General features: G+C 63.0%; 11 protein-coding genes. 6 read left to right on the top strand and 5 right to left on the bottom strand.

The genetic code is table 11. The features are described 5' to 3' along the window. The first annotated feature begins 30 nt into the window (after positions 1-30). The 3 genes from NKJ09_RS02265 (at position 31) to NKJ09_RS02255 (ending at position 4,237) form a co-directional block, all read left to right on the top strand. Positions 31-1,812: an alpha,alpha-trehalose-phosphate synthase (UDP-forming) gene (locus tag NKJ09_RS02265; RefSeq protein ID WP_352762240.1), complete on the top strand. Its 1,782-nt coding sequence runs from the start codon at positions 31-33 to the stop codon at positions 1,810-1,812. Continuing rightward, the gene (gene otsB / locus NKJ09_RS02260; protein ID WP_023717704.1) at positions 1,809-2,651 is read left to right on the top strand and encodes a trehalose-phosphatase; all 843 of its coding nucleotides are present in this window, start codon (positions 1,809-1,811) and stop codon (positions 2,649-2,651) included. The genes NKJ09_RS02265 and otsB overlap by 4 nt, the downstream gene beginning before the upstream one ends. A 128-nt stretch (positions 2,652-2,779) precedes the next feature. Further along, positions 2,780-4,237: an NCS1 family nucleobase:cation symporter-1 gene (locus NKJ09_RS02255; RefSeq protein ID WP_352494608.1), complete on the top strand. Its 1,458-nt coding sequence runs from the start codon at positions 2,780-2,782 to the stop codon at positions 4,235-4,237. A gap of 30 nt (positions 4,238-4,267) precedes the next feature. Here the strand turns inward: NKJ09_RS02255 and NKJ09_RS02250 are convergent, their stop codons facing one another. From NKJ09_RS02250 to tpiA, 5 genes are all read right to left on the bottom strand, one after another. Further along, on the bottom strand, positions 4,268-4,807 hold the full coding sequence (locus NKJ09_RS02250) for a DUF1697 domain-containing protein (RefSeq protein ID WP_023717705.1): 540 nt from the start codon (positions 4,805-4,807) through the stop codon (positions 4,268-4,270). Positions 4,808-4,818: 11 nt separating this feature from the next. Beyond that, positions 4,819-6,447 (bottom strand): CTP synthase, encoded by a 1,629-nt coding sequence (gene pyrG, locus NKJ09_RS02245; protein WP_352448839.1) that lies wholly within the window; start codon positions 6,445-6,447, stop codon positions 4,819-4,821. A 147-nt stretch (positions 6,448-6,594) separates the two neighbouring features. Further along, positions 6,595-7,716, bottom strand: a complete 1,122-nt coding sequence (locus tag NKJ09_RS02240; RefSeq protein WP_352494607.1) for a L,D-transpeptidase — start codon at positions 7,714-7,716, stop codon at positions 6,595-6,597. A gap of 199 nt (positions 7,717-7,915) precedes the next feature. After that, entirely contained in the window at positions 7,916-8,362 is a 447-nt protein-coding gene (secG, locus tag NKJ09_RS02235; RefSeq protein ID WP_352494606.1) for a preprotein translocase subunit SecG, read from the bottom strand. A 163-nt stretch (positions 8,363-8,525) separates the two neighbouring features. After that, positions 8,526-9,293: a triose-phosphate isomerase gene (gene tpiA / locus NKJ09_RS02230; protein WP_023717708.1), complete on the bottom strand. Its 768-nt coding sequence runs from the start codon at positions 9,291-9,293 to the stop codon at positions 8,526-8,528. Positions 9,294-9,435: 142 nt separating this feature from the next. Here tpiA and NKJ09_RS02225 point away from each other — a divergent pair, with 142 nt between their 5' ends. The 3 genes from NKJ09_RS02225 to trpC are packed head-to-tail and all read left to right on the top strand — an operon-like array spanning position 9,436 to position 13,152. Next, complete coding sequence (locus NKJ09_RS02225; protein ID WP_023717709.1) at positions 9,436-11,328, top strand: SurA N-terminal domain-containing protein; 1,893 nt, start codon at positions 9,436-9,438, stop codon at positions 11,326-11,328. Beyond that, the gene (gene trpD, locus NKJ09_RS02220; RefSeq protein WP_023717710.1) at positions 11,325-12,335 is read left to right on the top strand and encodes an anthranilate phosphoribosyltransferase; all 1,011 of its coding nucleotides are present in this window, start codon (positions 11,325-11,327) and stop codon (positions 12,333-12,335) included. The genes NKJ09_RS02225 and trpD overlap by 4 nt, the downstream gene beginning before the upstream one ends. Before the next feature lie 4 nt (positions 12,336-12,339). Next, complete coding sequence (gene trpC / locus NKJ09_RS02215) at positions 12,340-13,152, top strand: indole-3-glycerol phosphate synthase TrpC (protein WP_352482658.1); 813 nt, start codon at positions 12,340-12,342, stop codon at positions 13,150-13,152. Position 13,153: the final 1 nt, after the last annotated feature.

The following is a 13,153-nucleotide window of genomic DNA, read 5'->3' as shown; positions in this document are numbered from 1 at the left end:
TATCGGCGGCCGGAGGCGAGATCACATTCCATGTCAGATTATACTGTAGACCTGCTCTGGGTTTTGCTGATTGCAAGTTTTGGCTTTTCCGCTTTTGCCATTCTCCTATCGATATCCCGCCAGCGCCGCGGCCGCGCAACGGCGGCCGCATGCACGCCGAGCGAGGATGTCGCATCGGAAGCGGCACGCAAGGTGCTGCGCGAGTTCGAAAAGAACGGCCAGTCGGCCGACGCGGCGCTGGTCACATGGTCGCCCGACACATTGCGTAAGATCCTGGCCGACGACCTGCCGGACGCACAGGTCATCGTCGTGTCCAACCGCGAACCTTACATCCACAACATCAAGGATGACGGGGTCCAACTTCTGGTGCCGGCCAGCGGGCTGGTTTCGGCACTCGAGCCCATCACTCGCGCCTGTGCCGGAACCTGGATCGCCTATGGCGGCGGAACGGCAGACCGTCTCACGGTCGACAAGGACGACCGGGTGCAAGTGCCGCCAGGCAATCCGTCCTACACGCTGCGCAGGGTCTGGCTGACGGAGGAGGAATATCAGGGCTATTATCTGGGCTTCGCCAATGAGGGCCTATGGCCGCTTTGCCATATCGCCTTCACCCGCCCGATCTTTCGCGCCTCGGACTGGGACGCCTACGAGGCCGTCAACCGCAAGTTCGCCGATACGGTGGTTGCCGAAGCACGCAACGAGCGGCCGATCGTGCTGGTGCAGGACTACCACTTCGCGCTGCTGCCGCGCATGATCCGCCAGCGCCTGCCGGACGCCATCATCATCACCTTCTGGCACATCCCGTGGCCCAATTCGGAAGTGTTCAGCATCTGTCCGTGGCGTGAGCGGATCCTGGAGGGATTGCTCGGCAGTTCGATCATCGGCTTTCATACCCAGTTCCATGCCAACAACTTCACCGAAAGTGTCGACCGCTTTCTGGAGAGCCGCATAGAACGGGCCGACGCGGCGATCTCCTATGGCGGACAGACCACGTTGGTCCACGCCTATCCCATTTCCATAGAATGGCCGGCCCAATTGCTGGCAAGTTTGCCGTCTGTCGAGGAGTGCCGCGCCCGTGTCCGCGATAGATTCGGCCTGTCTGCGGAGACCAAACTATGCGTTGGCGTCGAGCGCCTCGACTACACGAAAGGCATTCTCGATCGCTTCCATGCCTTGGACGAATTGTTCACCAGATATTCCGAATGGATAGGCAAGGTGGTTTTCCTGCAGATCGCGGCGCCGAGCCGGGGGACATTGCCGGCCTACCAGCAACTCCATGACGAATGCCGCCGCTGTGCCGAGGAGCTCAACCGGCGCTATGGCAGCGAGACATACAGCCCTATCCTGATGGTCGCCGAACATCATCGGCAGGAGCAGGTCTACGAGGTCTATCGCGCCGCCGACATCTGCATGGTCACCAGCCTGCATGACGGCATGAACCTTGTCGCCAAGGAATTCGTCGCGGCGCGCGACGACGAACAGGGCGTGCTTTTGCTCAGCACCTTCGCCGGCGCCTCGCGCGAATTGCTGGAGGCACTGATCGTCAACCCCTACGACGCAGCCATGATGAGCGAGGCGCTGTTGCAGGCGCTGACGATGACGCCGGAAGAGCAGCGCGAGCGTTTGCGGCCGATGCGCGAGATGGTCCGCGACAATAATGTCTACCGCTGGGCCGGCAGCATGTTGCTGGATGCCGCGCGCCTGCGCAAACGCGGCGATCTCGACAGGGTGACCGGAACTGGCGAGCGCCCGCCGTCGAACACCAACAACGTCATCTCGATGTTCGAGCGGGCACGGAAGGCAGCGTCGTGAAAAGCTTTGAACAACCGCCGGCGCCGGACCTGCCGGAAGGGCAATGGGCGCTCTTCCTCGACATCGACGGAACCCTGCTGGAACACGCTGCCCATCCCGACGCGGTGTCGGTCGGCGAGGAATTGCGCAATCTGCTTGGGCACATCGAGCAGCGGCTGGATGGTGCGGTCGCCTTCATCACCGGCCGCTCGATCCCCGCTGTGGACAAGCTGTTCCACCCGCTGAAGCTGAGGATCGCCGGCCTCTATGGGCTGGAGCACCGGCTGACGCCGACGGGTCCGATCGATGCCGCCGACGCGCCTGCCGACATCGCCGCCCTTGCCGACGAGATCGAGGCCGAACTGGGCAGCGGCAAGGTCTATGTCGAGCGCAAGGGTCCGGTCCTTGCCGTCCATACAAGAGCAGCGCCGCAACTGCTTGCGCCGGCAATCCAGTTGATCGAACAGGCATTGGCCCGGCTTCCGAAGGGTTATCGGGTGCTTCCCGGAAACGCCGGCGTCGAGCTCATGCCTCTGGAAGCCGTCAAAGGTGCTGCCATCCGGCGTTTCATGGACATTCCGCCCTTTGTCGGCCGGCGGCCGATATTCCTCGGAGACGACACATCGGACGAACACGGTTTCGAGGCCATCAACGAAATTGGCGGCATCTCGATCCGCGTGAAGCCGAACGGACCGACGGCCGCAACCTATGTCCTCGATGGCGTGACCGGCGCAATAGCCTGGCTCGGGGCCAATTTCGAAGTCTCGCCGGTCTCCGGTGCTCGACCGGCCGACAACAAGGCAGAGACCGAATCAAGGGCGAAGCTCAATATCGCAGCCACGGCAGCGTCCGGTCGATAAGCGCGTTTCTCATTGAATATCTTTAAGCCCAAAGCCGGCAGATCGTCTGCTTGCCGGTTCCCCTGCGTCAGGCTTAACCTGCGTGCCACGCGTGGAGGCGCGTGCGGTAACAAGGGGAGGACATCTCTATGACCATACAAGGCGCATCACCGGACCTGTACAATGAGGATCTCGCTCCGGCGAAGGTTCGAAACTGGGGACCGTTCTCGATCTTCAACGTCTGGACGTCGGACGTCCACAGCCTGTGGGGCTACTATCTCGCTGCCAGCCTGTTCCTGTTCTGCGGCGGCTTCGTCAACTTCATCATCGCCATCGGTATCGGTTCGCTGATCATCTATGCGTTGATGAACATGGTCGGCTATGCCGGCGTGAAGACCGGGGTGCCCTACCCGGTCCTGGCGCGCGCCTCCTTCGGCATCTGGGGCGCCAACATACCGGCGCTGGTGCGTGCCATCGTCGCCTGCTTCTGGTACGGCGCGCAGACGGCGGCGGCCTCCGGCGCGATCGTAGCCCTGCTGATCCGCTCGCAATGGTTCGCCGACTTCAACCAGAGCACACATTTCCTCGGCCACTCCGGGCTCGAGGTGATCTGCTTCGCCGTCATCTGGGCGCTGCAGCTCCTGATCATCCAGAGGGGCATGGAAACGGTGCGCCGCTTCCAGGATTGGGCCGGACCGGCGGTGTGGGTGATGATGCTGATCCTGGCGATCTATCTTTGCATCAAGGCAGGCACCTTCGCCTTCACCAGCGACATCCCGATGGATGTGCTGCTGGAAAAGACCAAGGACGCGGGCGTGCCGGGCACGCCGGGCTCCTGGACCTCGCTGTTTGCTGTAGCGGCGATCTGGGTGACCTATTTCTCAGCGCTCTACCTCAACTTCTGCGATTTCGCCCGTTATGCGCCGGACAAGGCATCGCTGCGCAAGGGCAACATCTGGGGCCTGCCGGTCAATCTCATCCTGTTCTCGCTGGTCGCCGGCGTCACCACGATCGCCGCCTTCGACGTCTATGGCGAGGTGCTGCTGCATCCTGACCAGATCTCGGCGAAATTCGACAGCTGGTTCCTGGCGGCGCTCGCGGCCCTGACCTTTGCCGTAGCGACGCTTGGCATCAATGTGGTGGCAAACTTCGTGTCGCCGGCCTTCGACTTCTCCAACGTCTTTCCACGTCAGATCGACTTCAAGAAGGGCGGCTACATCGCGGCGCTGATCGCGCTGGTGCTCTATCCCTTCGCGCCCTGGGAAGGCAGTGCCGCCTCCTTCGTCAACATCATTGGCGCGACGATGGGGCCGATCTTCGGCGTGATGATGGTCGACTACTACCTGATCCGGAAGGGCGAGGTCGATGTCGAGGCGCTCTACAGGGAGAATGGCGAATTCCGCTTCCAGGGCGGCTGGCATGTCAATGCCTTCATCGCCGCCGGTATTGGCGCGGTCTTCTCGTCGATCCTGCCCAACTTCACCAGCCTGCTGCCGTCCTGGTGGGGCGTCTATGGCTGGTTTTTCGGCGTGGCAATTGCCGGCGTCATCTATTACGTGCTGCGTACGATGGCACTCGGCGCCTGGGCCAAGATGGCCAAGGCCTAAACGGATTCGGGGCGGCGCAAGCCGCCCCGTTCATTCTGCGACCATCTCGGCCAGGCGGCGCACGGTGTTCCAGTTGCGCGACGTGCCGATGCCGAGGCGTTTGTGGCTCACCGCCGCAAGCAGCCGCGAACTCGGCGTCTCGCGCGAAAAGACGATCCAGATGTCGCCGCCGACCGCCTGCAGCTTTTCATTCCTGCCGATATAGGCCTGCAGCGCAGAGACCGCATCGGGGGAAACAGGCGCCCGCATCACGCGCACCGCCACCTGGTCCGCGGCTTTAGCCGATTCGGCTGGGAACGGATTGCCGGCCGCCAGCCTCAGCCAGCCGTCGGCGCGGCGCACGATGATGTCGACATGGCGGCCAAAAGTCTTTGCGAACGCCGCCTCCAGCCGCTGCTCCAACGCCGCGAGTTCTGTCTCCTGCGCCTCGAAGACCAGATTGCCGGTCGCCACCAGTGTGCGCGGGTTGTTCAGGCCCAGGCCTTCGGCCATCGCCTTGAGATCGGACATGACGACCCGCCGCCCCTCGCCCAGGATGATGCTGTAGAGCAGCGCGACGTAAGTTCGCATCGGCGGCTAATCTAGACCAGCCGCGACTGCTCTACCGCCGCCTCGATGAAGCTGGCAAACAGCGGGTGCGGATCGAGCGGCCGGCTTTTCAACTCGGGATGATACTGCACGCCGATGAACCAGGGATGGTCGGGATATTCGACCGTTTCCGGCAGCACGCCATCCGGCGACATGCCGGCAAACACCAGGCCGCAATCCTCGAGCCGCTCCTTGTAGTCGACATTGACCTCATAGCGGTGGCGATGGCGTTCGGAAATCTGCGTATCGCCATAGATCTCGGCGATCTTCGATCCCTTGGCGAGGTCGGCCTGGTAGGCACCGAGCCGCATGGTGCCGCCGAGGTCGCCGGTTTCCCTGCGCTTTTCCAGCATGTTGCCCTTCAGCCATTCGGTCATCAAGCCGACGACCGGCTCCTCGGTTGGACCGAACTCGGTCGATGATGCGTGCTCGACGCCGGCCAGCGAACGAGCCGCCTCGATGCAGGCCATCTGCATGCCGAAGCAGATGCCGAAATATGGCACCTTGCGCTCGCGCGCGAACTTCGCCGCCAGGATCTTGCCCTCCGAGCCGCGCTCGCCAAAACCGCCGGGGACGAGAATGCCATGGACCTTTTCCAGCCACGGCGCCGGGTCTTCCTTCTCGAATATCTCGCTTTCGATCCAGTCGAGCTTGACCTTGACCCGGTTGGCGAGGCCGCCATGCGACAGCGCCTCGATCAGCGATTTGTAGGCATCCTTGAGGCCGGTATATTTGCCGACGACGGCGATAGTCACCTCGCCTTCCGGATTGTGGATGCGGTTGGACACCGCTTGCCATCGTTCCATGCGCGGCTTCGGCGCCGGATCGATGCCGAAGGCGGCCAGCACTTCCGAATCCAGCCCTTCATTGTGATAGGCCATCGGCACGTCGTAGATATGCGGCACGTCGAGCGCCTGGATGACGGCGCTTTCTCGCACGTTGCAGAACAGCGACAGTTTTCTGCGCTCTTCCTTGGGGATCGGCCGGTCGGCGCGGACCAGCAGGATATCAGGCGCAATGCCGATGCCGCGCAACTCCTTGACCGAATGCTGTGTCGGCTTGGTCTTCAGTTCGCCCGCCGTCGGAATGTAAGGCATCAAGGTCAGGTGGACGTAGACGGCGTTGTTGCGCGGCAGGTCGTTACCGAGCTGGCGGATCGCCTCCAGGAACGGCATCGCCTCGATGTCGCCGACGGTGCCACCGATCTCGCACAGCACGAAATCGTAGTCGTCATTGCCGTTGAGGACGAAGTTCTTGATCTCGTCGGTGACGTGCGGAATGACCTGCACGGTGGCGCCAAGATAGTCGCCGCGCCGCTCGCGCTCGATGATGTTCTTGTAGATGCGGCCGGTGGTGATGTTGTCCTGCTGGTTGGCCGAGCGGCCTGTGAAGCGCTCATAATGGCCAAGATCGAGATCGGTCTCGGCGCCGTCGTCGGTCACGAAGACTTCGCCGTGCTGGTAGGGCGACATCGTGCCGGGATCGACATTGAGATAGGGATCGAGCTTTTTGATGCGTGCGCGATAGCCCCGCGCCTGCAAGAGAGCCCCAAGGGCCGCTGCAGCAATGCCTTTTCCAAGTGAGGAAACCACGCCGCCTGTGATGAATACATATCGCGCCATGGGAGTCATCGCTTAACGCGGCCGAATTGATTCCGCCAGAGAAAAAACCGCCGCGAAGGCTTTTTCCCAAGAAGGCGCTCTGGTCATTGGCGTATCAAAACAAAAGGGCCGGCGAGGCCGGCCCTTTTGGCACGATCTGTCGAGGCGTCAGATGATGACGACCTTGGTGCCTACTTTCACCCGGCGATAGAGATCCATGACGTGCTCGTTGATCATGCGGAAGCAGCCATTGGAGGCGCTGGTTCCGATCGACTGCGGTGCAATGGTACCGTGGATGCGCAGATGGGTATCCTTCTTGCCATCGTAGAGATAGATGGCGCGCGCACCGAGCGGATTGTCGCCGCCGCCGGGCATACCGTCCTTGTACTTCCCATAATGCTTGGGTTCGCGCTTTTGCATATCCAGCGTCGGAATCCAGCGCGGCCATTCCTGCTTGTCGCCGACGGCAACCGTCCCCTTGAACTGCAGGCCTTCGCGGCCGACCGCAATGGCATAACGGCGGGCGGTTGACGATGATTCGACGAGGTAGAGACGGCGGGCGCTGGTATCGATGACGATGGTGCCGGGGTTGTAGCCGGTGAATTCGACCTCCTGCGGCACGAATTCCGGCTTGACCTTGAACTGGCGCTTGGCCTGCTTCCTTTCGAGCGCGGCGTCGAGCGCGCGCGTCTCAGGAAGCAGCGACATCGATGAAGAGGATGTGCCGCCGAACAGTCCCGCGAACAGCCCGACGCTCTGCGGCTTCTGCCCGACCGGTTCGCTGCGCAATTCGCCATTGTTGCCGGTCAGCGCAACGTTCATGGCCTCGGCCGGGATCGGCTCGGCCGACTGGATCGGCGCGATGGGTGCGATCGGTTCGATGATGTTGACGGTCTTCTTCTTGGCCGGCTTGGCATCAGCCACCTTGACCGCCGCGACCGGCTGGCTCTCCTTGGCAAGGAATGCCTGCCGTTCCGCATCGGCCTTGGCTTTCGCCGCCTCGCGCATCGCCAGCTTCCTGGCTTCGAGTGCCTTGGCGCGAGCGGCTTCCTTGTCGGCTGCGATCTTGGCTTCGATCTTGCGGATCTGCGCAAGGTCGTCCGGCGTCGGATCTTTCTTCTTCTTGAGAAGCTTCAATTGCGCCGCATCGCTTTTGGCAGCGACGTTGACGACGTCAGTTGTTGTCGCGGCTTTATGAGCCGAATTTGCCGTCGGCATAGCCGCATAAGCGGGCGCACCTAGGCTGAGCACGGCACAAAGGCCGGCAAAAATGAAGCTGCGAAGCTGCATGGGGAAGATCCGATCGTTCAATGCTTGTTGCCCACGGCGTCGCCCGGCGCCCCCCAAGGACGCCGAAAATGCCGCGTGCAATGTATAATCGATTAGCCGGAAGCGCCTCAAGCGTAGGGCGCGGTCGAATCTTCGTGATCGTGCGGCATTTGCCGCGACTGTGTTCAAACGACAACAGATCGCGGCATCAGATGCCCGATTACTGGTTGGGGACTTGCGGCGTGGCCGGCGCGGTGGCGCCGTTTGTCGCTGGCGGCGTCGCCGGAGCTGTTGCCGGAGGCGTCGTTGCCGCGCCATTGCCGGACGGCGGGGTCGGCGCCGTGTTGCCTGAAGGCGGCGTCGTGGTGCCGGGCAATTGGTTGAGTACGCCCTTGCCTGCCCCGTCCGAGGTCGCCGGGACGCGATCGAGAATGTCGATCGGCTTCTCGCCATAGCGCGCGACGATCGACAGTGTCAGCGAAGTGACGAAGAAAGCCGCGGCCAGGATCGCTGTCGCCCGCGTCAGCGCATTGGCGGCGCCACGCGCGGTCATGAAGCCCGATCCGCCGCCGATGCCGAGACCGCCGCCTTCGGAGCGCTGCAGCAGCACCACGCCGACAAGCGCGAGCACGACCATGAGGTGGACGACGATCAGTACGGTTTCCATAATTTATCCTGGCAAGGCCTTGTGCGGCCGCTGATTTGGAGGCGGCTCAATACAATGCTTTGACGGCATTTCCAAGCCCGTGGCCGGAATATGGGAAGCAATGCGTCCTTTGCAACGATTCCGGCGCCGGCCGTCCGCTCAAATCCAGCAAGCAGTCCCGGTATCAAGCGATGTTTCGATAGGCTTCCGCGATGCCGAGGAAGTCCGCTGCCTTCAGGCTGGCGCCGCCGACCAGCGCGCCGTCGACATTCCTGACGCCGAGCAACTCGACGGCGTTGGACGGCTTGACCGAGCCGCCGTAGAGAATGCGCATCTTGGCCGCCGTATTGCCAAGCTTCCGCGCCAGTTCTTCACGGATATGCGCATGCGCCTCGGCGACGTCGGCGGCGGTCGGGGTCAAGCCGGTGCCGATCGCCCATACCGGCTCATAGGCAATGACGCTGTTGGACGCCGTGGCGTTTGGCGGTACCGAGCCCGCAACCTGGCGCGACAGCACGTCAAGCGTGGCTCCTGCTTCGCGTTCGGCTCTTGTCTCACCAATGCAGATGATAGCCACCAGCCCGGCGCGCCATGCGGCGGAGGCCTTGGCCTGCACTATGGCATCGTTCTCCTTGCGATCAGCACGGCATTCGGAATGGCCGACGATGACATGGCTGGCGCCTGCATCCTTCAGCATCTCCGCCGAAATACAGCCGGTATAGGCGCCGCTTTCCTCGGTGTGGCAATCCTCACCACCGGCCCGGACCGGCGTGCGCGACAGAATCTCGGCGGCGTGCGCAAGCAAGGTCGCCGGCACGCAGACCACGGCTTCGGTCTCGGCGTCGAGCCCGCTCATGAAGCCGTTGCCGATCATCCTGAGCTCGTTGAGCGAGGCGCTGGTCCCGTTCATTTTCCAGTTGCCGGCGACGAGCGGGCGGATTCCAGGCGTCATGGGATTTGTTTCTCCGGGCAATTTCCAGCTGGCTCTCACTATCAAAATCAGGCCACAAAGCAATCGACAGTGAGCAGGAAGGGCGCTATTGCGCTTGTTTCAGACTCGGCGCATGCGAAATGCGCAAAAATCGGAAGTACTCATGCTTGGTATGTTGAGAAGCGCGGCGGGGACCTGGGTCGCGAAACTGCTGCTGTCATTGTTGGTGTTGAGCTTCGCCGTCTGGGGCATCTCGGGGCGGCTGATGGGCGGTCTTGCCGGCCATGACGCCGTGATTACGGCCGGAGGCACCAAGGTCTCGATCAACGAATACCGCCTCGCCTACGATCGCCAGCTCAGCGTAATGTCGCAGCAATTCGGCCAGCGCATCAGCCGTGAGCAGGCGACGGCGCTCGGCATCGACAACCAGGTGCTGGCGCAACTCGTCTCGGGCGCCGTCCTCGACGAGCAGGCCCGCAAGCTCGGCCTTGGCCTGTCCAAGGACCGGCTGGCCGAACTGACCCGCGAAGACCCGGCGTTCAAAGGGCCTGGCGGAACCTTCGACAGGCGAACCTTCGAGTACCTGCTCCGGCAGATCGGCATGCGGCCGGAGGACTATCTGAAAAACCGCGCCCAGGTGGCGGTCCGCCAGCAGATCGTCGAGGCGGTTTCGGATGGCCTCAAAGCCCCGGATACATTCTTCAAGGCGGTCGCGCTCTATCGCGGCGAAGATCGCACAATCGACTACCTGACCTTGCCGAAATCGCTGGTCGAACCGATAGAAGCGCCGTCCGACAGCGTGCTTTCGGCCTATTTCGGGGAGAACAAGAAAACCTACGCCGCGCCCGAATACCGTAAGTTCTCCTATGTCAGGCTCGAACCGGAAGACATCATGGATTTGAGCGCAGTGACCGATCAACAGGTCAGCGACGACTACAACAAGAACAAGGCGCGCTACACCACGCCCGAGATGCGCACCATCGAGCAGCTTGTGTTCAAGACGCCTGATGCTGCCAAGGCGGCGCTCGATTCGCTCAGGACCGGCGCGACCTTCGACAAGATCGTCGCCGCCGAAGGCAAGACGCCGGCCGACACCCTGCTCGGCACGCTGGCCAAGGACAAGATCGCCGACAAGGCGGTTGCCGATGCTGCCTTCAAGCTCAACGCCAATGAAGTCAGCCCGGTCGTACAGGGCGCCTTTGGCCCCGTTCTGCTGCGCGTCACCGAGATCAAGCCCGAAGTGGTGAAGCCGCTGGCCGAAGTGTCCGAGCAGATCCGCAAGGATCTGGCACTGGGCGAGGCAAGCCGCATCTTGCTGGACGTGCACGACAATTACGAGGATACGCGCGCCTCCGGCAGTTCGCTCGCTGAGGCAGCTGCCAAATTGAAGCTGAAGGTCGTTACCATCGACGCCATCGACCGCACCGGCCGAAGGCCGGATGAAAGCATCGTCAAAGACCTGCCGGAATCGCCGGCGCTCATCAAGGCGGTGTTCGAATCCGAACCCGGAACCGACAATGAAGGCCTCACCACCGCCGATAACGGCTTCGTCTTCTACGACGTGAGCGCGATCACGCCGGCCCGCGACCGCACGCTGGACGAAGTCCGCCAGAAGGTCGTGGCCGACTGGACCGCGGCGGAGACTACCAAACGGCTTACCGCAAAGGCACAAGAGCTCGAGAAGCGTCTCAAGGCCGGCGCCACGCTCGAGGTGATCGCCGGTGAGCTCAAGCTCGAAAAGCAGACCAAGCGCGGCGTCAAGCGCGATGCTGACGACGTCGATTTCGGCAAGGAAGGGGCCGCCGCGATGTTCGGCGTCGGCGAAGGCGGCACCGGGCTAATCCCCTCGCCCACAGGCGACGGACAGATCCTGTTCAAGGTTGCCGAGGTATTCGAGCCCGCCGGGGCCGACGCCAACTCAGTACCCCAGGACGCGCAGAAATCCTTCACCTCCGGTATGTCCGACGACCTGCTCGACCAGTTGGTGGCGCAGTTGCAGACGCAATATGACGTCCGCATCGATCAGACGGCCGTAACCCAAGCCCTGGCCAGATGAGCGCGCTGAAGATCCACATCGCCAAGGTCGCCGCCGGTAGCGCTCTTTCCTTCGAGGAGGCGCGCGAGGCCTTCGACATCATCATGTCCGGTGACGCCACCCCCGGCCAGATCGGCGGCTTCCTGATGGCATTGCGGGTGCGCGGTGAGACCGTCAGCGAGATCGCCGGCGCCGTCGCCACCATGCGCGCCAAGATGCTGCGCGTCGAAGCCCCCGAGGGCGCCATCGACATTGTCGGCACCGGCGGCGACAATTCGCACAGCGTCAACATTTCGACCGCATCCGCCTTCGTCACCGCCGGCAGCGGCGTGCCCGTCGCCAAGCACGGCAATCGCGGACTGTCCTCGCTGACCGGCGCCGCCGATGTTCTGATCGCGTTGGGCGTCAAGATCGACATCCCTCCGGAGACGATCGGCCGCTGCATCCACGAGGCCGGAGTTGGCTTCATGTTCGCGCCGGCGCACCACCCGGCGATGAAGCATGTCGGCCCGACCCGGGTCGAGCTCGGCACCCGCACCATCTTCAACCTGCTGGGTCCGCTTTCCAATCCGGCCAGTGTCAGACGGCAGATGGTCGGCGTGTTCCTGCCCGAATGGATCATGCCGGTGGCAGAAACGTTGAAGGAGCTTGGTGCCGACCATGCCTGGGTCGTCCATGGCGACGGTTATGACGAGATCACCACCACCGGCGAGACGCAGGTCGCCGAATTGGCCGGCGGCGAGATCCGCAGCTTTGTGCTGACCCCGGAAGCGGTCGGGCTGAAGCGTCACACCAAGGACGAGTTGCGCGGCGGCGACGCCGCCCACAATGCCCAGGCACTGCGCGACATGCTGGGCGGCGCCGCCGGCGCCTTTCGCGACACGGTGCTGATGAATGCCGGCGCCGGGCTGGTGGTGGCCGGCAAGGCGACGACACTTGCCGACGGCATGGTGACGGCGGCGCAGGCCATCGACAGCGGCCGCGCGCTGAAAGTGCTCGACAGGCTGGTCGAGATTTCGAACGGTTAGAACTATGTCCGACATCCTGCGCAAGATCGAGGCTTACAAGCGCGACGAGATCGCGGCGGCCAAGGCGCAAGTGCCGTTTGCCGAGATCAAGGCACGGGCAACGGACGCCGAAGCGCCGCGCGGCTTTCTTTCCGCCCTTGAAGCAAAGCGCCAATCCGGCAGGTTCGCGCTGATTGCCGAAATCAAGAAGGCTAGCCCATCCAAAGGCCTGATCCGCGCCGATTTCGATCCGCCGGCGCTGGCCAGGGCCTATGCGGAAGGCGGTGCCGCCTGTCTTTCGGTGCTGACCGACGCACCCTCTTTCCAGGGGGCGCCCGCGTTCCTCAGCGATGCGCGCGCTGCCGTCGAGTTGCCTGCCTTGCGCAAGGATTTCCTGTTCGATCCCTATCAGGTCTACGAGGCCAGGGCATGGGGCGCCGATGCCATACTGATCATCATGGCCAGCGTCGACGACGCGTTGGCAAGAGAACTCGAAGCGACAGCTTTCGGGCTCGGCATGGACGCGCTGGTCGAAGTGCATGACGAGGCTGAGATGGAACGCGCGCTGCAGCTGTCGTCGCGGCTGATCGGTATCAACAACCGCAATCTCCGGACCTTCGAAACCAGCCTCGAGACCTCGGAACGGCTGGTCGCGATGGTGCCCGCCGACCGCCTTCTGGTCAGCGAGAGCGGTATCTTTTCGCATGACGATTGCCGCCGGCTGGAGCGGAGCGGCATCGCCACTTTTCTGGTCGGTGAGAGCCTGATGCGTCAACAGGACGTGGCCGCTGCAACGCGCCTGCTTTTGACGGGCAAGGCGCCGGCAGAGGCGATCTGAG

This window comes from Mesorhizobium sp. M0189, assembly GCF_040322135.1.
GTDB lineage: Bacteria > Pseudomonadota > Alphaproteobacteria > Rhizobiales > Rhizobiaceae > Mesorhizobium.
Note: the sequence above shows the minus strand (reverse complement) of the source record. Positions and strands in the feature narration are given on the sequence as shown.